Here is a 24,786-nt window from a genome sequence, read left to right as displayed (position 1 = left end):
TTCCGCACAGGAGTGCCGTATGACCGTCACCGTCTCCGCCTCCGGGCTCGGCCTCCGCTACGGCCGCACCCACGCCCTGGACGACGTGTCCCTGCGGCTGGGCCGGGGCGTCACCGGGCTGCTCGGCCCCAACGGCGCCGGCAAGACCACGCTGCTGCGGGTGCTGGCCACCGCCGTACCGGCTGACGAGGGTGCCTTCACGGTGCTCGGGCACGACCCGGCGACCGCGCGGGGCCGCCAGGAACTCCGCCGCGAGCTGGGCTACCTGCCGCAGACCCCCGGCTTCCACCCCGACTTCACGCCGTTCGAGTTCGTGGATTACGTCGCGATCCTCAAGGAGCTCACCGACCGCGCCGCCCGGCACCGGGAGGTGCGGCGGGTGCTCGCCGAGGCCGGCCTCGACGAGGTGCGCGGCAAGCGCGTCAAGAAGCTCTCCGGCGGCATGCGGCAACGCGTCGCACTGGCCGCCGCCCTCGTCGGCGACCCGGGGTTCCTGGTGCTGGACGAGCCGACCGTCGGCCTCGACCCCGAGCAGCGCATGCGGTTCCGGGAGGTGATCGCCCGGGCCGGAGAGGACCGCACCGTGCTGCTGTCCACCCACCAGACCGAGGACGTCGCCATGCTCTGCCACCGGGTCCTCGTCATGGCGGGCGGCCGGATCCGCTTCGCGGGCACCCCGGCCGAGCTGACCGCGCGGGCCGCCGGACGGGTGTGGAGCAGCACCGGACGCGATCCCGGGGCGAAGGCCGGCTGGCGCACCGGAGCGGGCACCTTCCGCAACGTCGGCGACCCGCCCGAGGGCGCCGACCTCCTCGAACCCACCCTGGAGGACGGCTACCTGCTCACCCTGGACGGCGACCCGGCGGAGGTGACCGCGTGACCGCGCTCGCCACCGAGACCCGGCGGACGACGGCCCCGGCCGCCCCCGGGAACCCCCGCGCGGCCGTCCTCGCGCTCGCCCTCTTCGAGGCCCGCCGACTGCTGCTGCGCCTCCCCGTCCTCCTCGCCCTCGCCGGCTACGCGGCCTGGATCGTGTGGCGCACGCTCCAGCCCTGGGACGACTACCCCGTCCTCCAGGACGCCGACCGCGCCACCCAGGGCGGCCCCCTGTTCGTCGGCCTCGCCGCGCTGCTGGGCGCCAACCACGCCGTGCTGCGCTCCCGGCGCCGGGACACCGAACGCCACCTCGGCGTGCTGGTGCTGTCCCAAGGGCACCGTACGGCCGCGCACGCGCTGTCCGTCGTACCGCTCGCGCTGCTCACCGCCGCCGGGGTGGCCGCCCAGTTCACCTGGGAGGCGTTCAAGCCCGGTGCGGTGGGGACGGGTTCGGCGGCCGAGCTGGTGGTGGGGCCGCTGACGGTGCTGCTGTTCGGGGTGCTCGGGGTGCTGCTCGGCCGGCTGGCGCCGTCGGCCGTCGCGGCACCGCTGCTGGTCGTGGTGTTCTTCCTGCTGTTCGTCGGGGCCGCGTTCCCCTTCGCCGGCGAGGAGAGCGGGGCCGCCTGGTTCGCCCCCGTGGTCAGCGCGGCCGGCACCCACCCCTTCCCGTCCGGGCTGCTCGGCCGCCCCGCCGGCTGGCACGCCCTGTATCTCGCCGGGCTCGCCCTGACGGCCGCGCTGCTCGCCGTCCTGCTCTCCGGCGCCCGCACCCGTACCGTCCAGGCCGCCCTCGCCGCCGCACTCACCCTGACCGTGCTGGGCGGCGTCGTGCAGACCTCGGGCGTCCCCGCGGCGACCACCGCCGCCCGGCAGCGGGCCTCGGTCACCCCGGAGAAGGACCAGAGGTGCGTCCGTCGGGGCACCGCGGACTACTGCGCCTTCCCCGAGTGGACCCCGCGCGTCGGCGACTGGGCCCGGGTCGTGCGGCGCGTGCAGGCCCTCGCCGGGGGCACCGCGCACGGACGGCGGCTGCTGGTCCGGCAGCGGGTGGAGGCGCGGTACGGCCTCGACGGCGACGCGGCGCTCGCCCCGTCCACCACGCCGTACCAGGTCACCGTGGGCACCGCCTGGGGCGGCAACCGGATCCCGGAGTTCTCCACGGCCGTCGCCGCGGTGCTGGTCGCGGGCGACGAGAAGGCGGCGGGCGAGCTGTGCGACGGCCGGATGGTCACCGTCATGTGGCTGTCCCTCGCCTGGCAGTCCGATCCGGAGGCCCGGCTGCGGAACGTCCGCCTCGACGACAGCCTCACCGGCTCCGCGGTCGTCCTCGCCCCGACCGAGCCGCTGACCATGACGGCCGGTCAGACCGAGGTCGTCCGCACCCTGCTCGACCGGCCGTCCTACGGCGTCGCCGCCCGGGTGAAGGCGCACTGGACCGAGCTGACCTCTCCGCAGGTCACCACGGCCCGCGCGGCGGAAATCCTGGGCGTGCACGCGAAGGTGGGGGCGGACCGGTGCGCGGAGTGATCCCGGCACTGGTGGTCCCGGTCTGGCGGACGCTGCCGTGGCGGACCCTGGGCGCGGCCGGCGCGGTGGGTCTGCTGGCGGTCGGCCTGCCCCGCCTGTCCGGCGCCCACCCCGACCCCTGGACGGCCCTCGCCCTGCTCCGGTCCGCCGCGCTCGCCTTCGCACTGGGCCTCGCCTTCCTGCTGGACGACCCCGCCCGGCACACCACGACCCCGGTCCCCACCGGCCGGGCGGCCCGCACCGCGCTGCGGGTGGCGCTGGTGGCACCGGTCGCCGCGCTGTGGTGGACGGCCGTACTGCTCCTGGCCCCCGGCGCCCACCGCCCGCCGACCGGGGCCGTCACCCTGGAGGCCGGGGCCACCTGCGCCCTCGCCCTGGCGGCGGCCACGGTCGCCGTACACCGCACGGACGCCCCGCGGCCCGGCCGGCCGGCCGCCACGGCCCTCCTCGCCACCGCCCTCCTCGCACCCCTGGTCGTGAGCGACCGCTGGGTCCTGTTCGTGGACCCCCGGGACCCCAGGTGGGCGACGGCCCACGAGCACTGGGCGTGGCTGCTGGCGGGAGCGGTGACGGTGGGGTGCCTGACCCTCGGCGAACCGCTGGGCCGCTTCCGGCCGACGGCTGACCGGCCGACCTGAAGGGGCACGGGGACCGCGCGACCAGCCCCCGCGGAACCGCGGCCACACGACGGGCTCGGCCCCCACGCCCACGACCGCTCACCCCCCGGCGAGGGCCCCGCTCACGTCTCCGTGCGGTACATCAGGTCCGTCTCGTGGACCGTGAAGCCCAGGCGCTCGTACACCGACACCGCCGCCGTGTTGTCGGCGTCGACGTAGAGCATCGCGGCCGGCAACTGCTGGGCGGCCAGGTGGCGCAGCCCGATAGTGGTGAGGGCCTTGCCGAGGCCGCCGCCCTGTTCACCGGGCCGGACCCCGAGGACGTACACCTCGCCCAGCCCCTCCTCGGCGTGCACCTTCGTCCAGTGGAAGCCGATCAGCTCGCCGCGCCGCTCGGCGAGGAAGAACCCGGCCGGGTCGAACCACGGCTCGGCCTTGCGGTCGTCCAGGTCCCGCTGGGTGAGCGAGCCCTGCTCCGGGTGGTGGGCGAAGGCGGCGGCGTTCACGGCGAGCCAGGCGGCGTCGTCCTTGCCGGGCACGAACGCGCGCACGGTGACGCCCTCCGGCAGCACCGGCTCGGGCAGCTCAAGATCGGTCAACGACCGGCGCATCTGGCGCAGTTCCCGGAACAGGGTCAGGCCGAGCACCTGGGCGAGGTGCCGGGCGGCGGGGTGCCCGCCGTGCGCCCACACCCGCAGCCGCTTGCCGGACGTGGCGAGCAGGGCCGCGCCGAGCGCCCGGCCGTGACCGTGCCCGCGGTGCGCGGGATCCACGACCAGTTCGGCGGCCGGCGCCTCCACCGGGTCGGTGTCCTCCAGCTGGGCGTAGCCGACGAGTTCGCCGTCGACGGTCAGCAGCAGATGCGAAACGCCCTCGCGGGCTCCGCCGCGCAGTTGCAGCCGGCCCTGCTCGGACACCGGCTGCTGCCCGTCGACCCGGGCGGCCTCACCGAGCAGGCGCAGCACGGCCTCGGCCCGGTCCGGAGTGAGCGCGGAGTAGGTCTCGATGGAGCGGGCGGGGAAGCCCCGTACGGTGTCGTCGCTGCTCATGCGTACGAGGGTACGGGGCGGCCGGGACGAATTCCCGGCACATCGGCCACGGCGGGCGCACCGGTAAGGGCAACGGCGGGGGCACCGGTAAAGACAACGGCAAAGGGAAACCAGGATGTGACCATGAACCCCCTGTCGTGCTACGCGCGTTGACTCTAGGCTGCGCCGAGCCACCACAGCCGACCCACAGGGGGGTCCCATGCCAGCCGCGCCCCGGCGCACCAGACGTCGTACGTACGCCCTTCTCGCGAGCGCGGCCTCTCTCGCCACGGCCGCGGCGCTGACCGCCGCGCTCCCGGCGGACGCGCACGAGAGCCACCACCGCCCGGGCCGCTACCAGGACGTCCAGCTGCTCTCCTTCAACGACCTGCACGGCAACCTGGAGCCGCCGTCCGGCTCCTCCGGCCGGGTCACCGAACTCCAGCCGGACGGCACGACCAGGACGATCGACGCGGGCGGTGTCGAGTACCTGGCGACCCACCTCCGCCAGGCCCGCACCGGCCACCCGTACTCGATCACCGCGGCCGGCGGCGACCTGGTCGGCGCCTCCCCGCTGCTGTCGGGCCTCTTCCACGACGAGCCCACCGTCGAGGCGCTGAACAAGCTGGACCTGGACGTCACCTCGGTCGGCAACCACGAGTTCGACGAGGGCGCGAGGGAACTGGCCCGCCTCCAGAACGGCGGCTGCCACCCCGCGGACGGCTGCTACACGGACCAGGAGTTCCAGGGCGCAGACTTCCCGTACCTGGCCGCGAACGTCCTGGACGACAGGAGCGGCAAGCCGGTCCTGAAGCCGTACTGGGTCTGGAAGAAGAAGGACGTCAGGATCGGCTTCATCGGGGTCACGCTGGAGGGCACCCCCGGCATCGTCTCCGCCGACGGCGTCAAGGGCCTGTCCTTCAAGGACGAGGCCGAGACCATCAACAAGTACGCCAAGGTGCTCCAGCGCCAGGGTGTGCAGTCGATCGTGGCCCTGATCCACGAGGGCGGCTACCCGGCCTCCGGCTCCTACAACTACGACTGCGACTCCCCGGGCGCGGGCGACGGCATCTCCGGCCCGATCGTGGACATCGCCAAGAACGTGACCCCGGCGGTGGACGCCCTGGTCACCGGCCACACCCACCAGGCGTACGTCTGCACGGTCCCGGACCCCTCCGGCCGCCCCCGCATGGTCACCTCGGCGTCCTCCTTCGGCCGCCTCTACACGGACACCACGCTGACGTACGACCGCCGCACCGGCGACATCGCGCGTACGGCCGTGCGGTCCGCGAACCACGTGGTGACCCGGGACGTCCCCAGGGCGCCGGACATGACCGACCTGATCTCGCGCTGGAACACCCTGGCCGCCCCGATCGGCAACCGCCCCATCGGCTGGGTCTCCGGCGACATCAACAACAGCGGCACCGAGTCCCCGATGGGCGACCTGATCGCCGACGCGCAGCTCGCCCACGGCCGTGAGCTGGACCCGAGGACGAGCCTCGCGCTGATGAACCCGGGCGGGGTCCGGGCCGGCCTCACCTACGCGGCCAAGGGCGCCGAGGGCGACGGTGTGGTCACCTACGCCGAGGGCTTCACGGTCCAGCCGTTCGCCAACACCGTGAACCTCCAGGACTTCACCGGCGCCCAGCTGGTCCAGGTCCTCAAGGAGCAGGTCAGCGGCGCCAACGAGGCGGCCCCGAAGATCCTCCAGCCGTCCGCCGGCCTCACCTACACCCTGGACCTCACCAAGTCCGGCGCGGACCGTGTGGTCACCGGCTCCATCCGCCTGAACGGCGCCCCGGTCGACCCGTCGGCCACCTACCGCGTCGCCACCAACAGCTTCCTCGCGGGCGGCGGCGACGGCTTCCCGACGCTGGCGCAGGGCACGGGTGACCTGGTCGGCGCGGACGATCTGACGGCCCTGGAGAAGTACCTGACGGCCAACTCGTCGGCGACGTCCCCGATCGCACCGCCGAAGGCGGACCGGATCACGGTCGTGCGGTAGGCGCCGGCTCGGGGGTGGGTTCTTCCCGAGCAGCAGCGGACACTCGGCCACCGAGGCGGCGCCCCGGCGGGCACTCACCGGGGCGAACCCGTTCGCGGGGGCGGTGGCCCGGTCCGGGCCCCTACGGTCAACGGTCCAGCAGCGCCGTCCAGTTCTGCTCGCCCGCCCAGTCCGCGAACGTGTGCCAGGCGATCTCGGGGTGGGCCTGGCGCAGGCCGGTGACGTCGACGTCGAGGCCCGTGTCGGTGAAGTAGGCGAACATCGCCGCCAGGTCGGGGGAGTGGGTGCGGACCTGGGCGAGGGGCGGCTGCGCGTGGGCGATCGGACGGGCCAGGGCGGTGCTGAGGACGGCCGCGATCCGCGCGGGGGTGCACGCGTCGGAGGCGATGTCGACGCGCCGGCCCGCGAAGTCGTCCCGGCGCTGGAGGGCCAGCGCGGCGAACGCGCCGATGTCCGTGGCCGGGATGAGCGTGAGCGGCCGGTCGGCCGGTATGGGCCAGGCGAAGACGCCGGTGCGCAGCCCGTCCAGGGTCCAGCCGCTCGCGTAGTTGTCCATGAACGCGGCCGGGGCGATCACGGTCCAGGGCAGGCCGGAGGCGCGCAGGTGCTGTTCGACCGCCCACTTGCTCTCGAAGTGCGGGACGCCGGTGCCGCGGTCGGCGTGGGCGGCGGAGGTGAGCACCACATGGCCGAGGCGGGCCCCGGCCGCCGCGTCCACGAGGGCCGTGCCCTGCCGGACCTCCGTCCGGGTGTCGGTGCCGAACGGGGTGGTCACCGCGAAGAGCGCGTCGGCGCCGGCCAGGGCGGCGGCGAGCGAGCCGGGGTCGTCGAAGTCGGCGTGGCGGACCTCGGCGCCCAGGCCGCGCAGCGCCTCGGCGGCGGGTGAGCCGGGCCGGCGGGTCAGCGCGCGGACCTGGTGGCCGGCGGCCAGCAGGGCGCGGGCGGTGGCCCCGCCCTGGGCGCCGGTGGCGCCGGTGACGGCGACGGTGAGCATGGGTGTCCCCCTGGATCGATAGGATTGCTGTGTGGCGCAGTAGTTGTGTCGCGCAGCAGACTAGGGCGCAAGTTACTGCGTCGCGCAGTGAGTTTGGGCGAGGAGACCCCCGTGACCGACGTGACAGACCCCGACCGGGCCCGCCTGTACGAGGAGCTGGCCCTGGAGTCCCGGCGCTACCTGGCCGCCTACGTGCTGTTCAACCAGGCCGTCGCCGACCACCTCGGGCTGCACCCGACCGACGTGCAGTGCCTGAGCCTGCTGACCGCCGAGCCGGCACCGCTCACCGTCCGGCAGATCGCCGACCGCACCGGTCTCACCACCGGCTCGGCCACCCGTCTGGTGGACCGGCTGGAACGCGGCGGCTACGTCACCCGCACCCCCGACCGGCAGGACCGCCGCCGGGTGCTGGTCACCCCTGTCCCGGAGCGCCTCGCCCGCGTCACCGCGCTGTGGGACGACCTCGGCCAGACCTGGCAGACCCTCCTGGACGACCACAGCGAGGACGAACTGCGGGCGATCACCCGGCACCTGCGCCGGGCCCACGACCTCGGCCACACCCAGGTCCAGCGGCTGCGCGCCATGCCCCGGCCGGACTGAGCGACCGGGTCAGCCGGCCGGTGCCTCCGGTGGCGGGGTCGGCGCCCCCGGCAGCCGTACCGTCGCCACCGAGCCGCCGCCCTCGGCGGGGGCCAGGGTGACCTCGCCGCCCGCCTGCTTCACCGTACGGGCGACGATGGACAGGCCGAGGCCCGAGCCCGGCAGGGCGCGGGCGCTGGGGGAGCGCCAGAACCGGTCGAAGACGTGCGGGAGTTCGTCCGCGGCGATGCCGGGACCGTGATCGCGGACCGTCAGCACGCCCTCGCTGAGCCGCACCTCGACCGTGCCGCCCTCGGGGCTGAACTTCACCGCGTTGTCCAGGACGTTGACGATCGCCCGCTCCAGCGCGGAGGGCTCCGCCCGGACGAACCAGGGCTCCAGGTCCGCGGTGATCGACAGCTCGGGGCCGCGCAGCCGGGCCCGGCGCAGCGCCGCCTCGACGGTGTCCTGGAGGGCGACCACCTGCACGCGTTCGCCGTGCTGGCCCTCCGAGCGGGACAGCTCCTGGAGATCGCCGATCAGCGCGGCCAGTTCGGTCACCTGCGCCTTCACCGAGGCGAGCAGCGCCTTGCGGTCCTCGGGCGGGAGCGGACGGCCCGTCTCCTCGCTGCGGGTGAGCAGTTCGATGTTCGTCCTGAGCGACGTCAGGGGCGTACGCAGTTCATGGCCGGCGTCCGCGATCAGCTGCTGCTGGAGTTCGCGGGAGCTGGCCAGCGAGGCGGTCATCGAGTTGAACGACCGGGACAGCCGGGCCACCTCGTCCTCGCTGAGGTCCTCCACGGGGATGCGGATGGTCAGGTCCTCCGTGCGGGCCACGTGCTCCACGGCCTCGGTGAGCTTGTCGACGGGGCGCAGCCCGGCCCGCGCGACGGCCAGGCCCGCGGCGCCGGCGCCGACGACACCGACGGCGGAGACGAGGAGGAGGACCAGGGCGAGGTCGTTGAGGGTCTTCTGGGTGCTCTTGAGCGGTACGGCGATGAGCACGCCGACGTTGGGCCCGCGTCCGCCGCTCGGGGTGGCGGTGGGGCCGACGGGCTTGGTGAGCACCCGCAGCTCGTTGCCGTCGTCGTCGCTGCCGTTGCGGAAGTACAGGATGCTGGGGTCGAGGTTCCTGATCTCGGTCTTGTCGGCCTGGGTGACCCTGATCCGGCCCGACGCGGCACCGAACAGGCAGATCTTGCCGTCCTCCGTGACGAGCTGGGAGTACCGGTCGCGCAGCAGGAAGCTGTTGGCCTGCGGGGTGTCCGTGCAGTTGTCGAGGGTGAACTGCAACTGGTCCGTCTGCGTCGTGTTCCGCAGGGACTTCTGGAGGTCCTCGTCGAGCTGGTCGTACAGCTTCCGCTCCACGAGGAACCAGCAGGTCACCGAGACCGCCGCCACCGCGAACGCCACCGCCGCCGCGACCAGCATCGCCAGTCGCGCCCGCAGCGGCAGCGCCCGGTACCGGCGCGCCAGCTGCCTCACTCGGCGCCGCCCTGCCGCAGGACGTAGCCCACCCCGCGCACGGTGTGCACCAGGCGCGGCTCGCCGCCGGCCTCGGTCTTGCGGCGCAGGTACATGACGTAGACGTCGAGCGAGTTGGAGGAGGGCTCGAAGTCGAAGCCCCACACCGCCTTCAGGATCTGCTCACGGGTGAGCACCTGACGCGGATGTGCCATGAACATCTCCAGCAGGGTGAACTCCGTGCGGGTCAGTTCGACCGGCCGGCCGCCGCGCGTGACCTCCCGGGTCGCGAGGTCCATGCGCAGGTCGCCGAAGGTGAGCGCCTCGTCCGCCTGGGCCTCGGCAGACACCGCCGCCGCGTAGGAGCTGCGGCGCAGCAGGGCGCGGATGCGGGCGAACAGCTCGTCCAGCTCGAACGGCTTGACCAGGTAGTCGTCGGCGCCCGCGTCGAGGCCGGTGACCCGGTCGCCGACCGTGTCGCGGGCGGTGAGCATCAGGATCGGGGTGGTGTCCCCCGCACCCCGGATGCGGCGGGCCGCGGTCAGCCCGTCCATGCGCGGCATCTGGATGTCCAGCACGACCAGGTCCGGCTGGTAGGCCGTGGCCTTCTCCAGGGCGTCCGCGCCGTCGACGGCGACCTCGGTGCCGTACCCCTCGAAGGCGAGGCTGCGCTGGAGGGCCTCGCGCACGGCCGGCTCGTCGTCGACGATCAGGATGCGCTGGGGGTCACGGTCGCCTTCGGCGGGACTCATCGCTCGCGTTTCCTCGGGGTGCGGTGGGTGGGGCGGCCGGTGCCTTCCGGCCGGGGGTGGGGGCCTCCCGGCCGTGGCCGGTGTCTCTCAGCGTCCCATGTCCGGGGGCCGGGGACACGCCCGCCGGTCAGACCCGGACCGTGTTCAGACGGTGCAGCGGGACCTTGCGGCGGTGCGGACGGGCGGCGGAGGTGCGCAGGCCCATCAGCTGGGGGCACGGCGTCACGGGCGCGGCCACCTCGGGAGCCCGGGGCGCCGGGACGGGCACGTGCAGCTCGGACACGATGGACAGGGCCAGGGTGAGGCCGGCCGGACCACGCTCACTGAACCGGTGGGGGACGTGCTTGATCATGACCTGCTCCTTGCACTCGGTGTTGCTAGCTGTCGGAGCCCGCCCGCAGCTTGGCCAGGTCGGACTTCACCGTGTCGATGGGGATGGCGAAGCCGAGGCCGATGCTGCCCGCGTCCGAGGACGAGGACGCCTGCGAGGCGGAGGAGTACATCGCGGAGTTGATGCCTATGACGTGACCGCTCGCGTCGATCAGCGCACCGCCGGAGTTGCCGGGGTTGAGGGACGCGTCGGTCTGGATGGCCTTGTAGGTGGTGGTGGACGAGCCGGTGTCGCCGTTGAACTCACGGCCGCCGAACTGGAAGGGCCACTGCCCCTCGCCGTCCTGGCCCTGGCCCTGGTTCTCGTCGGTGGAGACGGTGACGTCCCGGTTCAGGGCGGAGACGATGCCGCTGGTGACCGTGCCGGTCAGGCCCTCGGGGGAGCCGATCGCGACGACCGTGTCACCGACCTGGACGCCGCCCGAGTCACCGAGCGCCGCCGCCTTCAGACCGGAGGCGCCCTTGAGCTTGATCAGCGCGAGGTCCTTGGAGCTGTCGGTGCCGACGACCTCGGCGGTGTAGCTCTTGCCGTCGCTGGTGCGCACCTTGACCGAGGTGGCGCCGGAGACGACGTGGTTGTTGGTGACGATCTCGCCGTTCGACGTGATGATCACGCCGGACCCGGTGGAGGAGCCGTTCTGGAGCGTCGCGTTGATCTCCACCACGCTCGGGCTGACCGCCGCGGCGATGGCGGCGACGTCGCCCTTCTTGCTCGACGGCACCACGGTGGTGGTGCTGCCGGCGGTGGCGACCGTGTCCTTGCCGGTCAGCTCCTGGAAGGCGTACGCCGTACCGCCGCCGACCGCCGCCGCGACGATCGCGACCGCCGCGAGCAGGCCCATCGGGCCGCGGGCGCGCTTCTTCCCGGGCTCGGGGGCCGCGACCGCCGGCTGGTACGGCGGCGGGGGCGGCCACTCGGGGTTCACAGGAGTGGAATAGGAGTGCGGCTGCTCGTAGGTGCCCTGGCTCTCGGTCATGACAGAAGCGTCCCCCGTGACCATGAGAGCTTCCTGAGTGCCGCCTGAGAAGCCCGGCAGAAGCTCGTTTGCCGGACATAAAGACGGGCACGGGACCCTCTTCCGAGGAGCCCCCGGGGTCAGCTACAGCCGCAGCTCGTGCGCAGCACCAGTCGTGAGGGGAACGTCTTCAGCCGCTCGCGCCGGGACCCGGCGATCCGCAGCCCGTCGTCCAGCACCAGGTCGACCGCCGCCCGCGCCATCGCCGAGCGGTCGGAGGCGACCGTGGTCAGCGGCGGGTCGGCGAGCGCGGCCTCCTTGATGTCGTCGAAGCCGGCCACCGCCAGCTCCCCGGGCACGTCGATGCGCAGCTCGCGCGCGGCCCGCAGCAGGCCGATGGCCTGGTCGTCGGTGGAGCAGAAGATGGCGGGCGGCCGGTGGGGGCCGGACAGGACGTCCAGGGCCACCCGGTAGGCGTCGTAGCGGTTGTACGGCGCCTCGAACAGCCGGCCCTCGGTGGACAGGCCCGCCTCGGCCATGGCCCGCTTCCAGCCCTCGACGTGGTCGGAGACCGGGTCGCCGACGGCCGGTGTCTGCGCCGTGCCGCCCATACAGGCGACGTAGTCGTAGCCGTGCTCCAGCAGGTGGCGCACGGCGAGCTGGGCGCCGCCCAGGTCGTCCGTCACCACGGCGACGTCGTCGATGGCCTCCGGACGCTCGTGCAGCAGCACCACCCGGGCGTCCCAGGCGTCGATCTCGGCGGCGGCCAGGTCGTTCAGGGCGTGCGAGACGAGGATCAGGCCCGAGACGCGCATGCCGAGGAAGGCGCGCAGGTAGTGCACCTCGCGCTCGCTGATGTAGTCGGTGTTGCCGACGAGGACCATCTTCCCGCGCTCCGAGGCGGCCTGCTCGACCGCGTGCGCCATCTCGCCGAAGAAGGGCTGGCGGGCGTCGGGGATGATGAGGCCTATGAGGTCGGTGCGCCGGGAGGCCATCGCCTGGGCGACCCGGTCGGGGCGGTACCCCAGTTCCTTGATCGCGGCGAGGACACGCTCGCGCGTTGCCGGGGCGACCGGCCGGGGTCCGTTGTTGATGACATAACTGACGACGGCTGTGGAGGTTCCAGCCAGCCGTGCCACGTCATCCCGAGTCACCTTGGCCACGCGCGGAGTCTACGCGGATTGACCCGCCGTGGGCAGGGCGTTTCGCAGGGCGGCCGTGCGAGGGCGATGCCCCGCCCGGGTGCCGCTCATGCGTCCGCCGCGGGCCGGTCAGGCCTCGGCGTGGACTTCGGTGCCGTCCAGGACGGCGGTCGCGTCCGCATCCTCCGGCTTTGCCCGGCCCGCCTTGGCCTTGGCCTCCTCGGCGGAGCGGTCGGGCTTCTCCGGCGTAACGAATCGATAACCGACGTTCCGGACGGTTCCGATCAGCGATTCGTGCTCCGGGCCGAGCTTGGCGCGCAGCCGCCGTACGTGCACGTCGACCGTGCGGGTGCCGCCGAAGTAGTCGTAGCCCCACACCTCCTGGAGGAGCTGGGCGCGGGTGAAGACGCGGCCCGGGTGCTGGGCGAGGTATTTGAGCAGCTCGAACTCCTTGAAGGTCAGGTCCAGGACCCGCCCCTTGAGCTTGGCGCTGTAGGTCGCCTCGTCCACCGAGAGATCGCCGTTGCGGATCTCCATCGGCGAGTCGTCGTTGACGATCTGCTGGCGCCCCATGGCGAGCCGCAGCCGTGCCTCGACCTCCGCCGGACCGGCGGTGTCCAGCAGGACGTCGTCGATGCCCCAGTCGGCGGTGACGGCGGCGAGGCCGCCCTCGGTGACGACGAGGAGCAGCGGACAGCCGGGGCCGGTGGACCGCAGCAGCTGGCAGAGGCTGCGCACCTGGGGCAGATCGCGCCGGCCGTCGACGAGGATGACGTCGGCGCCCGGGGTGTCGACGAGGGCGGGCCCCTCCGCCGGGGCGACCCGCACGTTGTGCAGGAGCAGGCCGAGGGCCGGAAGCACCTCCGTCGACGGCTGGAGGGCGTTGGTCAGGAGCAGCAGAGAACTCATACGTCTGGTTCCTCCTCGGTCCCTGCGAGGACAGTGCGGACGGGTACTGCTCTGCGATCCCGAAGGCCCCGTACACCGGCGGTCACCCGAGGTTTCCCGCTGCGTATACAACGCTTCCGAAAGCACAAAAGGACCCGGGGGCTACGCTGCCCGAGTCCTCTGCCAGCAGAATAGCCCACATGAGCAACCGTCCGGCATGTCATGGGACACGTTCCACCGTTCGTCCGAATTGCGAGACAGGCAGACTGGGCCCTATCCGGACGTTTCTGCGCACGGCCGACGGAATTCCGATCGATTCCGTATACGATCCGCCCCCCGTCGTATACGACACCCTTCCGGACGCCTCCCGGACGGCCTCCCGTGACCTGGTGTTCGTCATCGCGCACGGCTTCACCGGCGACGTGGACCGCCCGCACGTGCGCCGGGTGGCGGGCGTCCTGCGCGGCTACGGCGCCGTCGTCACCTTCTCGTTCCGCGGCCACGGCCGCTCCGGCGGACGGTCCACGGTCGGCGACAAGGAGGTGCTGGACCTCGCCGCCGCCGTTCAGTGGGCCCGCGGTCTCGGGCACGCGCGCGTGGTGACCGTCGGCTTCTCCATGGGCGGCTCGGTGGTCCTGCGGCACGCGGCGCTGCACGGCGGCACGGACGCCGTCGTCTCCGTCAGCGCACCGGCCCGCTGGTACTACCGGGGCACGGCCCCCATGCGCCGCCTGCACTGGCTGGTCACCCGCCCCGAGGGCCGCCTGGTGGGCCGCTACGGCCTGCGCACGCGCATCCACCACCGGGACTGGGACCCGGTCCCGCTCTCCCCGGTGCGGGCGGTCCCGGAGATCGCCCCGACGCCGCTCCTCATCGTCCACGGCGACCGCGACGGCTACTTCCCGCTCGACCACCCCCGGATGCTCGCCGAGGCGGCCGGCGAGCACGCCGACCTCTGGGTCGAACCGGGCATGGGCCACGCGGAGCACGCCGCGGACGACGCCCTGATGGCCCGGATCGGGGACTGGTCGGTGACGGCGGCGGGCTAGCCTGACCCACACTGTTCTTATCGTTCTCTTGTTTGTTCCTGTCCCTGCCGTCGATTGAGGATTCAGATGCCCAAGGTCACGGTGCGCTACTGGGCCGCCGCCAAGGCCGCGGCCCAGGTCGCCGAGGAGCCGTACGAGGCGGACACGCTGGCCGACGCGCTGGCCGCCGTGCGTACGCGACACCCCGGCGAACTCACCCGCGTACTGGAGCGATGCTCCTTCCTCGTCGACGGTGACCCCGTCGGGACCCGCGCGCATGAGACGGTACGGCTGGCCGAGGGCGGCACGGTCGAGGTGCTCCCGCCGTTCGCAGGAGGGTGAGCGATGACCAACCAGCCGTACCAGGAGCCGTATCAGGGCGGCCCCTACGAGGGCTACGACCCCTACCAGCAGCAGTGGCCCGCACAGGAGCCGCACCACGGGCAGCCCGGCCACGACCCGGAACTCACCCAGCAGTGGCAGGGCCAGACCTGGGAGACGCAGACGCACGCGCCGGTGCAGGCGGCGGAGACGGCGTACCTGCCGCGGCAGGAGCAGCAGCAGGGCGGGTACCAGCAGGCGGGGTATCCGCAGCCGGGGTACCAGCAGCCCGCTTACCAGGAGCCGCAGTACCAGCAGCCCCAGCCTCAGCAGCAGCCCCAGCAGCAGTACGCGGAGCCGTATGCGGGGACGTACGCCGAGCCGTATGCGGGGACGTACGGCGGGTCGCACGCGGGGGCGGGGACGTACGCGCCCGCGCCGAACCCCGAACCGGCACCCGCGCCCGCACCGGAGCCCGCGGCGGCTGCCTCCGCGTCCCCGGCCGACGCGGAGGCCGGGCCCGCCTACGGACCCGCCACCCTCGCCGGCAACGCGCGGATCACCGACGCCCAGCGGGCCCGCCTGGAGGGCCGTTCCCCGATCATCGAGCCCGGCATGCAGCCGGCGCTGCTCACCGCCGTGCTGGGCCTGCTCCTCGCCGCGGCGGCGCCCGTCGCCTCGTACGCCCTGGCCGTGCCGCTGGTGGTGCTCCAGGCGGTGACGGCCGCGGGCTGGTTCCGGCTGAACGGCATGTGGCCCGCCCGGCAGGGCATCGCGCTGGCCTTCGCGGGCGCGCTGACGTCCGACGTGGCGGTCCTCGCGGCGGGCCGCGACCACGCCCTGGTGGCCATCCTCGGCCCGCTCGGCCTCTGGGTGCTGCTCTCCCTCGTCCTCCAGCTGCGCTCGCACGCCTCGCCGGACGAGCGGATGTACGGCCTGATGGCGACGGTCGCCTCGGCGGCGCTCGCGGTCCTGGCCACCGGGTACCTGGCCGTCGACCCGCACGCGGTCTCGGTCGGCGCCGCGGCGGTCGCGGTGGCGGTCCTGGCCCGTGCCCTGCCCCTGCCGACCCCGGTGTCGGTCGTGGTCGCCCTGTTGGCGGCGGCGGGCGCGGGGATCGCCGTGGGCGGCATGACCGGCTTCGGTACGAAGGGGGCGCTGCTGGGTGCCGCCGCCGGGGTGTGCGCCCTGGTCGGCCACCGGGTGGCCAGCTACGACTACCCGTCCCGCTTCGTCCACTTCACGGCCGGCGTGGCCCTGCCCCTGTCGGCGGCGGCACCGGTGGTGTGGGTCCTGGGGCGCGCCCTGGGCTGAGGCCGGGGGCGGGCCGGGGTTGCTTCGGGGGCATCCCCGATGTCCCGGCGCGCGGGCGGGAGAAGGATCGGTCACATGACGTCTCTCTCCCGACGCGCCTTCACGGGCAGGGGCGCGACCGCCGCCCTGACGCTCGCCACCGCGGGCCTCGCCGCCCCGGCGACGGCCGCGCCGCTCGCGGACGGCCCCACCGCCCCGGACCGCACCACTTCCGGCCCTGCCCCGCTCGACCCCGCCGCCTTACGCGCCGCGATCGGCGATCTCTCGCATCCGGAGGCGACCGCCTCCCAGCTGCTGGTGGAGCGGCGGGGCAGCCGTCGGTACGGCACGGCGGGCACGGCCGACCCGGCGACCGGCCGGTCCGTCCGGGCGGACGACCGCTTCCGCGCGGGCAGCGTGACGAAGGTCTTCGTGACCACGGCCGTGCTGCGACTCTGGGCGGAAGGCCGGGTGGATCTCGACGCCCCGATCACGCACTGCCTCCCCGGCCTCGCCCTGCCCTCCCGCTTCCACCGCGTCACGGTGGCGCATCTGCTCCAGCACACCAGCGGGCTGCCCGACCACCTGGGCCTGCCGGACCTCGGCACACCGGAGGCGGTCCTGCGGCACCGCTTCGACCACTGGACACCGCGGGCCCTGGTCGCCACGGTGACGCGGGACCGCCTCAAGTTCCCCCCCGGCCGCGCGCAGGAGTACCGGGGCGTCACCTACGTGTTCCTCGCCCTCCTGATCGAGGAGCTGACGGGGCGCCCCTACGGCGAGGTGATCGCCTCCCGGATCCTGCGGCCCCTGGGACTGACCGGCACGCGGATACCGGGCGACGACGCCCGCCCGCACGGCCCGTCCGTCCACGGCTTCCTGCGCATGACGGACGGCGGCCTGCGCGATGTGACGGTCTACGACCGGTCCGCCGCCTGGGGCGAGGGCGAACTGGTCTCCACCGCGGACGACCTCTTCCGGTTCCAGGAGGCCCTGTTCAGCGGGGTGCTCCTGCCGGGGCGGGGGCTACGGCTCGACCACGACCTCCTGGGCCGCCGCCGTCTCCCCGGCCAGGAGGCGCGCGTCGACCGGGACGTTCCGCTTCACCACCGCCAGCGCGACCGGCCCCAGCTCGTGGTGGCGTACCGACGTCGTCACGACACCGACCCTGCGGCCCTCCGGGCCCTCGTCCGCGACGCGGATCTCCGTGCCGGGGACCGGGAGATGGACGTCGCTGCCGTCCAGGTGCAGGAAGACCAGCCGACGCGGCGGCTTGCCCAGGTTCTGCACCCGGGCGACGGTCTCCTGACCCCGGTAGCAGCCCTTCTGGAGGTGCACGGCCGTGCCGATCCAGCCCAGTTCGTGCGGGATGGTGCGGTGGTCGGTCTCGAAGCCGAGCCGGGGCCGGTGCTGCTCGACGCGCAGCGCCTCGTAGGCGAGGAGCCCGGCGGCGGGGCCGTGGGAGGCGGCGAACTCCTCCAGACCGGCCCGGGGCAGGAAGACGTCACGGCCGTACGGCGTCTCGCGCACGACGGCCCCGTCCGGGACGTCGGCGATCGAACCGGCGGGCAGGTGCACCACGGCGATGTCGGCGGTACGGTCGGCGACCTCCACCCGGTAGAAGAACTTCATCGACTCCAGGTACGCGATCAGCGCGTCCTGGGTGCCGGGCTCCACATGGGCCCAGACGGTCGTGCCGTCGTCCACCAGGTACAGGGCGTGCTCGATGTGCCCGTGCGCGGAGAGGATCAGGGCCTCGGTGGCCTCTCCCACGGGCAGTTCGCTGACGTGCTGGGTGAGCAGCAGGTGCAGCCAGCTCAGCCGGTCCTCGCCGCTGACGGTGACGACACCGCGGTGCGAGAGATCGACGAAACCGGTGCCGTCGGCGAGGGCGCGCTGTTCGCGGAACAGGTCGCCGTAGTGGGCGGCGACACCTTCGTCCACACCCTCGGCGGGGACGGCGCCGGGCAGGGACAGCAGGGGGCTCTTCATACCGCCAAGCCTACGACGTGGTACTTGAACCCTTCAGGGAACAGTCCTGGCACCGGCCGAAGATCGCGAAGTGCTTCATGTCGGTGTCGAAACCGAACTGCCGGCGCAGCTTGTCCGTGAACTCCGCGGCCACGTCCACGTCCGCCTCGATGACGTTGTCGCAGTCCCGGCACACCAGGTGCAGATGGTGGTGGCGGTCGGCGAGGTGGTAGGTCGGGGCACCGTGCCCGAGGTGGGCGTGGCTGACCAGGCCCAGTTCCTCCAGCAGCTCCAGCGTGCGGTAGACGGTGGAAATGTTGACCCCCGACGCCGTCTTCCTCACTTCCGCGAGGATGTCGTCGGGGGTCGCGTGTTCAAGGGTGTCCACGGCTTCCAGGACAAGCTGCCGCTGCGGCGTCAGCCGGTAGCCGCGCTGCCTGAGGTCGCTCTTCCAGTCGGTGCTCACCACACCGACGAGTCTAGAGCCACCGGGCGCGGGCCCACTGGACGAAGGCGGTCTACTTGAAGAAGGCGATGCCGTCGTCCGGGAGGTCGTCGGGGAGGGCCTTCGCCCAGCGTTCGACGTCCTCGGGGGTGACGACCTTCTTGAGCTGGGCCGACATGTAGGGGCGCAGCGGGACCTCGGGGGTCTGCTTCTCGCCGACCCACATCAGGTCGCTCTTGACGTAGCCGTAGAGCCGCTTGCCGCCGCTGTACGGCCGCGCGTCAGCGGTGCGGGCGACGGCGTCCGTCACCAGGTCGATCTGCGGCTTCTTGTCGGCCATCTGGCCGTACCAGATCTCGATCACCCCGTCGTCGCGGGTCATCGTGACCTCGACCGTGCGGTCGGGGCGGATCCGCCAGAAGCCGGACTCGGTCTCCAGGGGGCGGACCTTGTTGCCGTCCTGGTCGAGCACCCAGGTGCGGGAGCGGTACTCCAGGAAGTCCCGGCCGTCGTGGGTGAAGCTGACCTCCTGCCCGAAGTTGCACTTCTCAGAGCCGGGGAAGTCGTGCACGCCCGCGCCGGCCCAGTTGCCGAGCAGGAAGGCGAGCGGGACGAGGTCCTTGTGCAGGTCGGACGGGATCTCGATCATGAGCGGAGGCTTTCGTGGGTGTGGATCAGCGCTGGCCCTGGTACAGCTTCTTCACGGTCAGACCGGCGAAGGCGAGCACGCCGACGCAGACCAGGACCAGCAGGATTTCGAAGAATGCTTCCACGGGTGCTCCTTGAGCGTGGGTGGGCGGACGACAGAGCCGCAGCCCAGCTTACGCGGCCGGGCCGGGGCGCTCCTTGTGAGGGGCGGCGCCGCCGAGGGCTACGCTTCCCGCATGGCGAAGAAGCTCGTGATCAAGGTGACGGCCGGGGCGGACGCTCCCGAGCGGTGCTCGCAGGCGTTCACGGTGGCCGCGGTCGCCGTGGCCAGCGGGGTCGAGGTCTCGCTGTGGCTGACCGGGGAGTCGTCCTGGTTCGCGCTGCCGGGCCGGGCCGCCGAGTTCGAGCTGCCGCACGCCGCGCCGCTGCCCGATCTGCTGGAGTCGGTCCTCGCCGCCGGACGCGTCACGCTGTGCACGCAGTGCGCCGCCCGCCGGGAGATCACGGAGAAGGACGTCGTCGAGGGCGTGCGGATCGCCGGCGCGCAGGTCTTCGTGCAGGAGGCGCTGGGGGACGAGACGCAGGCGCTCGTCTACTGAGTCCGCCACCGGCGGCCGGCCGGGACCTCGCCGACGTCTCTAGGGGCGCGGGCGTTTCTTGCCGTCCAGCTCGTCCCACCACTCGTCGGACTGCGGGTCGCCGGAGGGGTCGTCCCACCAGCGGTCCTCCGGGCCCCGGCGGTTGGCGATCATCGCGGCGACCGGCGGGATGACCATGGCCACCACGCACATGCCGACGGCCGCCGGCACCGACCAGATGCGAATGACCCCCCAGGCCAGGACGAAGAGGCCGATGCAGGTCCCCATCATGGCGAAGTAGATGTGCCGACGCCGGGCGTACATACGTCCACTGTAGGTCCGGCGCGGCCTGTCACAACTGATCCACAAATCCCGGCGACCGGGCCCGGCGGGGTTACCGTGGCGTATCCGTACCGGACTTACGAACACCGTCGCCGACCCGGGGGAACCACCACATGCGCGCCCTGCGAATACTCCTGATCATCGTCGTGATCCTGGGCGGACTCTTCGTGATCGTGGACCGGGTCGCGGTGCACTTCGCCGAGGGCGAGGCCGCGGACAAGCTGAAGGCGACCGAGAACCTGCCCTCGACCCCGAGCGTGGACATCAAGGGCTTCCCGTTCCTCACGCAGGTCGCGGGCGGCTCGCTCGACGACGTCGAGGTCGGCATCAAGGAGTACGAGGCGGCCACCGGCAAGCCCGGCCAGACCATCCGGATCGACGACCTGAAGGCCGACATGCAGGGCGTGGAGTTCTCCGGCGACTACAGCTCGGCCACCGCGTCCACCGCGACCGGCACGGCGTCGATCTCCTACGCCGAGCTGCTGAAGACGGCCAAGTCCGAGCCGACCGAGGTGGCCCCCGGCGTCATGGCCCGGGTCGTCGGCCTCTCCGACGGCGGCAACGGGAAGATCAAGGTCGCGGTGGAGGGGACCGTCTCGTCCCTCGGGATCAAGCAGACGGTGTCCGTGCTCAGCTCGGTGGCCGTGGTGAACAACAAGGTCGAGGTGCACGCGGACTCCCTGCCGCAGCTGGGCGCCGCCGCGATCGCCGAGGACCGCATCCGCGAGATCACCGACTTCCAGCAGGTCATCGACCAGCTTCCCGGCGGCATCAAGCTGGACAAGGTGGAGGCCGCACCGAAGGGCGTGCAGATCAGCGTGAAGGGTTCGGACGTCAGGCTGGCGGGGTAGGGGCACGGACGCCGACGGGAACGGACGCCGACGGGCCTGATCACGGGACCTGTCCGACTGGCGAGACGGTCACGTCCGTAGCGCAGATGCGATGACCGGCACGCACGCCCGGGAGCCGTCCGGCGGCTCCCGGGCGCGTTGCATGTCCCGCCATTCGGACGATCCCATCTCGCCATGTGACACACCGGTGACACGCCCGCCCGGACGTCCCTACGATCGAGGCCATGAAGCGACAGGCGGATCTCACGAAGCGGCGGGCAGTGGACCTGTGCCGCGTTGCCGCCATGCTCTGTCGCACCTTCTGAGCGGAAGCCCCGGCTCCCGCGTCTCAACCGCCCTGCTGCCAGGGCATCCGTGCGCCGCTCCGCACCGAGCGCGCCCCCTCTCTACTCGCACGCCCCGCCGCGACTGCCCCGGAGGAGAAAGAGCATGAGCCGCAGCGACGTCCTGGTCGACGCCGACTGGCTCCAGGAGCACCTGGACGACCCGACCATCGCGATCGTCGAGGTGGACGAGGACACGTCCGCCTACGACAAGAACCACATCAAGAACGCGGTCCGCATCGACTGGACCAAGGACCTCCAGGACCCGGTCCGCCGTGACTTCATCGACCAGGAGGGCTTCGAGAAGCTCCTGTCGGAGAAGGGCATCGCCAACGACCACACGGTCGTCCTCTACGGCGGCAACAACAACTGGTTCGCGTCGTACGCCTACTGGTACTTCAAGCTGTACGGCCACGAGAACGTCAAGCTCCTCGACGGAGGCCGCAAGAAGTGGGAGCTGGACGCCCGCGAGCTGGTCGCCGGCGACGAGGTCCCCGAGCGCCCGAAGACCGACTACACGGCCAAGGCGCAGGACACCTCGATCCGCGCCTTCCGCGACGACGTCGTGAAGGCGATCGGCGCGCAGAACCTCGTCGACGTCCGCTCGCCCGACGAGTTCTCCGGCAAGCTGCTCGCCCCGGCGCACCTGCCGCAGGAGCAGTCGCAGCGTCCGGGCCACGTGCCGACCGCGAGGAACATCCCGTGGTCGAAGAACGCCAACGACGACGGCACCTTCAAGTCGGACGAGGAGCTCAAGGAGCTCTACGCCGCCGAGGACGTGGACCTCGCCAAGGACACGATCGCCTACTGCCGCATCGGTGAGCGCTCGGCCCTGACCTGGTTCGTGCTGCACGAGCTGCTCGGCGTGGAGAACGTCAAGAACTACGACGGCTCCTGGACCGAGTACGGCTCCCTCGTCGGCGTGCCGATCGAGCTCGGCGCCAACAAGTAACCCGACCGGCCTTCCGGTCAGACCGAGACCCCTCTGGAGAGATACATGTGTGGAGCGAAGGCCGGCGGCCCGGACGCCTCGACGATCAAGCCCGGTGAGACCACGATCCAGGGCCAGGTGACCCGCGACGGCGAGCCGGTGGTCGGATACGTCCGACTGCTCGACTCGACCGGCGAGTTCACCGCGGAGGTGCCCACCTCCGCGACCGGCCAGTTCCGCTTCTACGCGGCCGAGGGCACGTGGACGCTGCGGGCGCTGGTGCCGGGTGCGACCGCCGACCGCACGGTCGTCGCCCAGAAGGGCGGACTGGCCGAGGTCGCCATCGCGGTCTGAGCGACCTTTCGCCCGTGCGCGGGCTCAGTGACGGCTGAGGGCCGCATCCCCTGGGTTGGACGCCAGTGGGGGGTGCGGCCCTTCGGCTGTGCACGGGGCCGCGTCAGCAGCGCCGGACCGCCACGAGCCCGATCGCCGCGAGCAGCGCGCCGACGCAGAGCGCGGCGAGGAAGCCGCTGACGGCCGCACCGTCGGGCACGCGGCGCCTGGGACGGCGCCGGGGGCGGGGCGGGGAACCCGGGCCGGGAGCCGGGCCGGTGGCGTCCGGCGCATCACGCACCCCGGGATGGAACGCGGGATGGAACGGCGGCAGCGCGTAGGCCGGCGGGGTCATGGTCCGGTCCCGCGGGGCCGGGTTCTCCCGCTGCCACCGCTCGCACTCCTCGTACGGCAGACCGCCCCGCTCGGCCGTCATGCGCGGTGACCCGTCCGCTGGTGCTGGCGCAGCAGCACGTTCGCGTCGGTCTCGGCGCTGCGGTCGTACGCCACCCGCGCCGCCTCCCGCCGCTCCGCCAGCTCCAGACAGGCGGCACAGCCCGGCACGGGACGCGGTGGCCGGCTCGCCTCGTCCAGGGGCGGCGGCAGCGACGGAATGCCCCGGGCGCGCTGATTGACCGCCCGCACGCCCGCCCCGATCCGCTCCCGGTCCGTGGCCGGACGCACCGTCTCCGGATCGGCCTGCCACTCCACCCCACCGCCGAGGGGGCGCAGCATCACGTAGGGGCCGGCTCTGTCCCGGTACTCGCCGACCTTGTCGGTGGCGGGGTCGTAGAGAAGACGTCCGGGCTCGTGGGACTCCGACGTCGGTGTCATCGCGGCCAGCTCCTTTCCGAGAACGCGTGTGCGCAGCGCGAGATAGCAGCTACGCTGCGTGTTCAAGTGATGTCCACGAGCATGGCGCACGCAAACGGCGTCCGGGCCACTGAGCGGGCCAAATTCAACGCCGGGCCCGCCAAATTCAACAAATGCAACAGGAGCGCGATGCCACAGCGGTTGGTGGTCACGGGACGGAGTCAGGAGCCGAGGGCACGGTTCAGTGAGGAGTTACGGCGCCTGAGGAGCGAACGGGGCCTGAGCCTGCGGGACTTGGCGAAGGAGGTCGGCTGGGACGCGTCCCAGTTCAGCAAGATGGAGAGCGGCCAGACGCTGGGCGGCCCCGAGGCCGTCCAGGCGCTGGACCAGTTCTACGGAACGCCGGGATTGCTGGTCACGCTGTGGGAGCTGGCGGTCGCCGACCCGACGCAGTTCAAGGAGCAGTACCGGCGGTACATGCTGCTGGAGGCCGAGGCGGTGAGCCTGTGGCACTACGGCGTGAGCAGGCCGCCAGGGCTTCTCCAGACCGACGCGTACGCCCGCGAAGCGCTCGCGGCGGGCGGGCTCAAGGGCAAGGAACTGGAGCAGCAGGTCGAGGCGCGCATCGGTCGGCGAGAGCTGCTGGAGGGAGGGGAGGCGCCTACGTTCCGCAGCATCCTCTCCGAGGCGGTCCTACGGACGCCGTTGCCCAACCGGGGCGAGTGGCGGGAGCAACTGGAGCACCTGGTGGAGATGTCGGAGCGCCCGAACGTCACGCTCCAAGTGCTGCCGTTCAGTAGCGGATTCCACGGGCTGGCGAGCACCGCCATGATGTTCCTTCGGCTGCTGAACAGTCGTACCGTGGCGTACGCCGAAAACGACGTACGCGGTGAACTGATCGAGGAACCAAGCCGGGTTGAGCGTTTCCAGCGCACTTATGATGCGGTGCGCGACGCGGCCCTGCCCCCGATCGAGTCGCGGAAGTTCATCCTGCGGATGTTGGAGGAAGTGACGTGCGAGGCATCGACCTGACCAACGTGGTGTGGCGCAAGAGCAGCTACAGCAACTCGGACGGCGGCGAGTGCATAGAGGTCGCCGACAACCTCCCCCTCGTCCCCGTCCGGGACAGCAAGGCCCCCGCCCGGGGAACCCTCGTCTTCGGGCCGGCGGCCTGGGCGGGGTTCGTGGACGGGGTCAAGGGGTCCGCCTGCTAGATCTCCAGCTGTACCGTGAACGGTCCGTCGTTCGTCAGTGACACCCTCATCTGGGCGCCGAAGCGGCCCGTCGCCACCGTCGCGCCCAGGGCGCGCAGCTGGGCCACCACCTCGTCGACCAGGGGCTCTGCGACGTCGCCGGGGGCCGCCGCGTTCCAGGTGGGGCGGCGGCCCTTGCGGGCGTCGCCATAGAGGGTGAACTGGCTGATCACCAGGAGCGGGGCGGCGATGTCGCTGCACGACTTCTCGTCGTGCAGCATCCGGATCGTCCACAGCTTGCGGGCGAGCTGCGCCGCCTTCTCCTTGGTGTCCTCATGGGTCACCCCGACGAGGACGCACAGCCCCTCGCCCTCGATCGCGCCCACCGTCTCGCCGTCCACGACGACGCTCGCGCCGTCCACCCTCTGCACCACCGCACGCATGCGGACCATCATGCCCGGTGTCCCGCACTAGCCCGCACGGGGTCCACTATGGATC

General features: G+C 72.6%; 30 protein-coding genes and 1 pseudogene. 16 read left to right on the top strand and 15 right to left on the bottom strand.

Translation table 11 applies throughout. The annotated features are described in order from the left end of the window. The first annotated feature begins 19 nt into the window (after nt 1-19). The 3 genes from IE273_RS08995 to IE273_RS08985 are packed head-to-tail and all read left to right on the top strand — an operon-like array spanning nt 20 to nt 3,041. Complete coding sequence (locus IE273_RS08995) at nt 20-880, top strand: ABC transporter ATP-binding protein (protein WP_189814584.1); 861 nt, start codon at nt 20-22, stop codon at nt 878-880. Then, nucleotides 877-2,403, top strand: coding sequence for an ABC transporter permease (locus IE273_RS08990; protein WP_189814583.1), 1,527 nt, complete (start codon nt 877-879; stop codon nt 2,401-2,403). The genes IE273_RS08995 and IE273_RS08990 overlap by 4 nt, the downstream gene beginning before the upstream one ends. Continuing rightward, complete coding sequence (locus IE273_RS08985; protein WP_189814582.1) at nt 2,391-3,041, top strand: ABC transporter; 651 nt, start codon at nt 2,391-2,393, stop codon at nt 3,039-3,041. The genes IE273_RS08990 and IE273_RS08985 overlap by 13 nt, the downstream gene beginning before the upstream one ends. Before the next feature lie 101 nt (nt 3,042-3,142). Here the strand turns inward: IE273_RS08985 and mshD are convergent, their stop codons facing one another. Next, the gene (gene mshD, locus IE273_RS08980) at nt 3,143-4,069 is read right to left on the bottom strand and encodes a mycothiol synthase (RefSeq protein ID WP_189814581.1); all 927 of its coding nucleotides are present in this window, start codon (nt 4,067-4,069) and stop codon (nt 3,143-3,145) included. Between the two features lie 199 nt (nt 4,070-4,268). Between mshD and IE273_RS08975 the strand changes: the two genes are divergently transcribed. Continuing rightward, nucleotides 4,269-6,053 carry a bifunctional metallophosphatase/5'-nucleotidase gene (locus tag IE273_RS08975; RefSeq protein ID WP_189814580.1) on the top strand — a complete coding sequence of 595 codons (1,785 nt, stop codon included), beginning with the start codon at nt 4,269-4,271 and terminating at the stop codon, nt 6,051-6,053. A gap of 127 nt (nt 6,054-6,180) precedes the next feature. On the opposite strand, the gene IE273_RS08970 is transcribed toward IE273_RS08975, so the two are convergent. Beyond that, entirely contained in the window at nt 6,181-7,047 is an 867-nt protein-coding gene (locus IE273_RS08970; RefSeq protein WP_189814579.1) for an NmrA/HSCARG family protein, read from the bottom strand. A gap of 111 nt (nt 7,048-7,158) precedes the next feature. Between IE273_RS08970 and IE273_RS08965 the strand changes: the two genes are divergently transcribed. Next, nucleotides 7,159-7,647, top strand: coding sequence for a MarR family winged helix-turn-helix transcriptional regulator (locus tag IE273_RS08965; protein ID WP_189814578.1), 489 nt, complete (start codon nt 7,159-7,161; stop codon nt 7,645-7,647). Nucleotides 7,648-7,656: 9 nt separating this feature from the next. Here IE273_RS08965 and IE273_RS08960 read toward each other — a convergent pair whose 3' ends face one another. The 6 genes from IE273_RS08960 to IE273_RS08935 form a co-directional block, all read right to left on the bottom strand. Further along, nucleotides 7,657-9,111 (bottom strand): HAMP domain-containing sensor histidine kinase, encoded by a 1,455-nt coding sequence (locus IE273_RS08960; RefSeq protein WP_189814577.1) that lies wholly within the window; start codon nt 9,109-9,111, stop codon nt 7,657-7,659. Beyond that, the gene (locus IE273_RS08955; protein ID WP_014673519.1) at nt 9,108-9,842 is read right to left on the bottom strand and encodes a response regulator transcription factor; all 735 of its coding nucleotides are present in this window, start codon (nt 9,840-9,842) and stop codon (nt 9,108-9,110) included. The genes IE273_RS08960 and IE273_RS08955 overlap by 4 nt, the downstream gene beginning before the upstream one ends. 127 nt (nt 9,843-9,969) lie before the next feature. Further along, nucleotides 9,970-10,194, bottom strand: coding sequence for a hypothetical protein (locus tag IE273_RS08950; RefSeq protein ID WP_014673518.1), 225 nt, complete (start codon nt 10,192-10,194; stop codon nt 9,970-9,972). A gap of 25 nt (nt 10,195-10,219) precedes the next feature. Further along, a complete protein-coding gene (locus IE273_RS08945) occupies nt 10,220-11,209 on the bottom strand; it encodes a S1C family serine protease (protein ID WP_189814576.1) in 990 nt (329 codons plus the stop codon). A gap of 119 nt (nt 11,210-11,328) precedes the next feature. Beyond that, the gene (locus IE273_RS08940; protein ID WP_189814575.1) at nt 11,329-12,351 is read right to left on the bottom strand and encodes a LacI family DNA-binding transcriptional regulator; all 1,023 of its coding nucleotides are present in this window, start codon (nt 12,349-12,351) and stop codon (nt 11,329-11,331) included. A gap of 108 nt (nt 12,352-12,459) precedes the next feature. Next, a complete protein-coding gene (locus tag IE273_RS08935) occupies nt 12,460-13,239 on the bottom strand; it encodes a winged helix-turn-helix transcriptional regulator (protein ID WP_189814574.1) in 780 nt (259 codons plus the stop codon). 179 nt (nt 13,240-13,418) lie between these two features. Between IE273_RS08935 and IE273_RS08930 the strand changes: the two genes are divergently transcribed. From IE273_RS08930 to IE273_RS08915, 4 genes and pseudogenes are all read left to right on the top strand, one after another. Continuing rightward, nucleotides 13,419-14,267: an alpha/beta hydrolase gene (locus IE273_RS08930; protein WP_189814573.1), complete on the top strand. Its 849-nt coding sequence runs from the start codon at nt 13,419-13,421 to the stop codon at nt 14,265-14,267. Between the two features lie 66 nt (nt 14,268-14,333). After that, entirely contained in the window at nt 14,334-14,588 is a 255-nt protein-coding gene (locus IE273_RS08925) for a MoaD/ThiS family protein (protein WP_189814572.1), read from the top strand. A gap of 3 nt (nt 14,589-14,591) precedes the next feature. Then, nucleotides 14,592-15,881 carry a hypothetical protein gene (locus IE273_RS08920; RefSeq protein ID WP_189814571.1) on the top strand — a complete coding sequence of 430 codons (1,290 nt, stop codon included), beginning with the start codon at nt 14,592-14,594 and terminating at the stop codon, nt 15,879-15,881. Between the two features lie 39 nt (nt 15,882-15,920). Continuing rightward, a pseudogene (locus IE273_RS08915) lies at nt 15,921-16,844 on the top strand (serine hydrolase domain-containing protein); the annotation flags it as partial. A 42-nt stretch (nt 16,845-16,886) separates the two neighbouring features. Here the strand turns inward: IE273_RS08915 and ygfZ are convergent. From ygfZ to IE273_RS08900, 3 genes are read right to left on the bottom strand one after another with little or no spacing between them, the layout of a single operon-like run. Continuing rightward, a complete protein-coding gene (gene ygfZ, locus IE273_RS08910; protein ID WP_189814570.1) occupies nt 16,887-17,852 on the bottom strand; it encodes a CAF17-like 4Fe-4S cluster assembly/insertion protein YgfZ in 966 nt (321 codons plus the stop codon). Between the two features lie 10 nt (nt 17,853-17,862). After that, nucleotides 17,863-18,300, bottom strand: coding sequence for a Fur family transcriptional regulator (locus IE273_RS08905; RefSeq protein ID WP_014673509.1), 438 nt, complete (start codon nt 18,298-18,300; stop codon nt 17,863-17,865). Nucleotides 18,301-18,349: 49 nt separating this feature from the next. After that, nucleotides 18,350-18,925 (bottom strand): heme-binding beta-barrel domain-containing protein, encoded by a 576-nt coding sequence (locus IE273_RS08900; protein WP_189814569.1) that lies wholly within the window; start codon nt 18,923-18,925, stop codon nt 18,350-18,352. A 235-nt stretch (nt 18,926-19,160) separates the two neighbouring features. Here IE273_RS08900 and IE273_RS08895 point away from each other — a divergent pair, with 235 nt between their 5' ends. After that, a complete protein-coding gene (locus tag IE273_RS08895; RefSeq protein WP_189814568.1) occupies nt 19,161-19,523 on the top strand; it encodes a DsrE family protein in 363 nt (120 codons plus the stop codon). Between the two features lie 39 nt (nt 19,524-19,562). On the opposite strand, the gene IE273_RS08890 is transcribed toward IE273_RS08895, so the two are convergent. Beyond that, a complete protein-coding gene (locus tag IE273_RS08890) occupies nt 19,563-19,826 on the bottom strand; it encodes a DUF3099 domain-containing protein (RefSeq protein WP_014673503.1) in 264 nt (87 codons plus the stop codon). A 131-nt stretch (nt 19,827-19,957) separates the two neighbouring features. Here IE273_RS08890 and IE273_RS08885 point away from each other — a divergent pair, with 131 nt between their 5' ends. From IE273_RS08885 to IE273_RS08875, 4 genes are all read left to right on the top strand, one after another. Continuing rightward, nucleotides 19,958-20,695 (top strand): LmeA family phospholipid-binding protein, encoded by a 738-nt coding sequence (locus tag IE273_RS08885; protein ID WP_189814567.1) that lies wholly within the window; start codon nt 19,958-19,960, stop codon nt 20,693-20,695. Between the two features lie 224 nt (nt 20,696-20,919). After that, nucleotides 20,920-21,000, top strand: coding sequence for a putative leader peptide (locus IE273_RS45085; protein ID WP_350310325.1), 81 nt, complete (start codon nt 20,920-20,922; stop codon nt 20,998-21,000). 124 nt (nt 21,001-21,124) lie between these two features. Beyond that, nucleotides 21,125-21,970, top strand: coding sequence for a sulfurtransferase (locus tag IE273_RS08880; protein WP_189814566.1), 846 nt, complete (start codon nt 21,125-21,127; stop codon nt 21,968-21,970). Nucleotides 21,971-22,015: 45 nt separating this feature from the next. Beyond that, the gene (locus tag IE273_RS08875) at nt 22,016-22,303 is read left to right on the top strand and encodes a DUF1416 domain-containing protein (RefSeq protein ID WP_043441578.1); all 288 of its coding nucleotides are present in this window, start codon (nt 22,016-22,018) and stop codon (nt 22,301-22,303) included. A gap of 103 nt (nt 22,304-22,406) precedes the next feature. Here IE273_RS08875 and IE273_RS08870 read toward each other — a convergent pair whose 3' ends face one another. Further along, a complete protein-coding gene (locus IE273_RS08870) occupies nt 22,407-22,718 on the bottom strand; it encodes a hypothetical protein (protein ID WP_189814565.1) in 312 nt (103 codons plus the stop codon). Beyond that, nucleotides 22,715-23,116, bottom strand: a complete 402-nt coding sequence (locus IE273_RS08865) for a hypothetical protein (RefSeq protein ID WP_189814564.1) — start codon at nt 23,114-23,116, stop codon at nt 22,715-22,717. Before IE273_RS08865 ends, IE273_RS08870 begins: the two co-directional genes overlap by 4 nt. 168 nt (nt 23,117-23,284) lie before the next feature. Between IE273_RS08865 and IE273_RS08860 the strand changes: the two genes are divergently transcribed. Together IE273_RS08860 and IE273_RS08855 are read left to right on the top strand one after the other, a co-directional pair. Continuing rightward, nucleotides 23,285-24,127 (top strand): helix-turn-helix domain-containing protein, encoded by an 843-nt coding sequence (locus tag IE273_RS08860; protein WP_189814650.1) that lies wholly within the window; start codon nt 23,285-23,287, stop codon nt 24,125-24,127. Beyond that, nucleotides 24,109-24,309, top strand: coding sequence for a DUF397 domain-containing protein (locus IE273_RS08855; RefSeq protein ID WP_189814563.1), 201 nt, complete (start codon nt 24,109-24,111; stop codon nt 24,307-24,309). Before IE273_RS08860 ends, IE273_RS08855 begins: the two co-directional genes overlap by 19 nt. On the opposite strand, the gene dtd is transcribed toward IE273_RS08855, so the two are convergent. Continuing rightward, complete coding sequence (gene dtd / locus IE273_RS08850) at nt 24,306-24,731, bottom strand: D-aminoacyl-tRNA deacylase (RefSeq protein ID WP_189814562.1); 426 nt, start codon at nt 24,729-24,731, stop codon at nt 24,306-24,308. The two genes, IE273_RS08855 and dtd, sit on opposite strands and share 4 nt — an antisense overlap. Nucleotides 24,732-24,786: the final 55 nt, after the last annotated feature.

The sequence above is a fragment of the Streptomyces olivaceoviridis genome, from assembly GCF_014650115.1.
Taxonomy (GTDB): domain Bacteria; phylum Actinomycetota; class Actinomycetes; order Streptomycetales; family Streptomycetaceae; genus Streptomyces; species Streptomyces olivaceoviridis.
Note: the sequence above shows the minus strand (reverse complement) of the source record. Positions and strands in the feature narration are given on the sequence as shown.

Bases quoted from the DNA above. Each gene is read 5' to 3' on its own strand.
- IE273_RS08930 (WP_189814573.1), top strand. From the start codon at position 13,419: ATGAGCAACCGTCCGGCATGTCATGGGACACGTTCCACCGTTCGTCCG.
- IE273_RS45085 (WP_350310325.1), top strand. From the start codon at position 20,920: ATGAAGCGACAGGCGGATCTCACGAAGCGGCGGGCAGTGGACCTGTGC.
- IE273_RS08955 (WP_014673519.1), bottom strand. From the start codon at position 9,842: ATGAGTCCCGCCGAAGGCGACCGTGACCCCCAGCGCATCCTGATCGTC.
- IE273_RS08950 (WP_014673518.1), bottom strand. From the start codon at position 10,194: ATGATCAAGCACGTCCCCCACCGGTTCAGTGAGCGTGGTCCGGCCGGC.
- IE273_RS08870 (WP_189814565.1), bottom strand. From the start codon at position 22,718: ATGACGGCCGAGCGGGGCGGTCTGCCGTACGAGGAGTGCGAGCGGTGG.
- IE273_RS08895 (WP_189814568.1), top strand. From the start codon at position 19,161: ATGGCGAAGAAGCTCGTGATCAAGGTGACGGCCGGGGCGGACGCTCCC.
- IE273_RS08880 (WP_189814566.1), top strand. From the start codon at position 21,125: ATGAGCCGCAGCGACGTCCTGGTCGACGCCGACTGGCTCCAGGAGCAC.
- IE273_RS08995 (WP_189814584.1), top strand. From the start codon at position 20: ATGACCGTCACCGTCTCCGCCTCCGGGCTCGGCCTCCGCTACGGCCGC.
- IE273_RS08885 (WP_189814567.1), top strand. From the start codon at position 19,958: ATGCGCGCCCTGCGAATACTCCTGATCATCGTCGTGATCCTGGGCGGA.
- IE273_RS08865 (WP_189814564.1), bottom strand. From the start codon at position 23,116: ATGACACCGACGTCGGAGTCCCACGAGCCCGGACGTCTTCTCTACGAC.
- IE273_RS08860 (WP_189814650.1), top strand. From the start codon at position 23,285: ATGCCACAGCGGTTGGTGGTCACGGGACGGAGTCAGGAGCCGAGGGCA.
- IE273_RS08925 (WP_189814572.1), top strand. From the start codon at position 14,334: ATGCCCAAGGTCACGGTGCGCTACTGGGCCGCCGCCAAGGCCGCGGCC.
- IE273_RS08890 (WP_014673503.1), bottom strand. From the start codon at position 19,826: ATGTACGCCCGGCGTCGGCACATCTACTTCGCCATGATGGGGACCTGC.
- IE273_RS08875 (WP_043441578.1), top strand. From the start codon at position 22,016: ATGTGTGGAGCGAAGGCCGGCGGCCCGGACGCCTCGACGATCAAGCCC.
- IE273_RS08935 (WP_189814574.1), bottom strand. From the start codon at position 13,239: ATGAGTTCTCTGCTGCTCCTGACCAACGCCCTCCAGCCGTCGACGGAG.
- IE273_RS08975 (WP_189814580.1), top strand. From the start codon at position 4,269: ATGCCAGCCGCGCCCCGGCGCACCAGACGTCGTACGTACGCCCTTCTC.
- IE273_RS08970 (WP_189814579.1), bottom strand. From the start codon at position 7,047: ATGCTCACCGTCGCCGTCACCGGCGCCACCGGCGCCCAGGGCGGGGCC.
- ygfZ (WP_189814570.1), bottom strand. From the start codon at position 17,852: ATGAAGAGCCCCCTGCTGTCCCTGCCCGGCGCCGTCCCCGCCGAGGGT.
- IE273_RS08945 (WP_189814576.1), bottom strand. From the start codon at position 11,209: ATGACCGAGAGCCAGGGCACCTACGAGCAGCCGCACTCCTATTCCACT.
- IE273_RS08920 (WP_189814571.1), top strand. From the start codon at position 14,592: ATGACCAACCAGCCGTACCAGGAGCCGTATCAGGGCGGCCCCTACGAG.
- dtd (WP_189814562.1), bottom strand. From the start codon at position 24,731: ATGCGTGCGGTGGTGCAGAGGGTGGACGGCGCGAGCGTCGTCGTGGAC.
- IE273_RS08900 (WP_189814569.1), bottom strand. From the start codon at position 18,925: ATGATCGAGATCCCGTCCGACCTGCACAAGGACCTCGTCCCGCTCGCC.
- mshD (WP_189814581.1), bottom strand. From the start codon at position 4,069: ATGAGCAGCGACGACACCGTACGGGGCTTCCCCGCCCGCTCCATCGAG.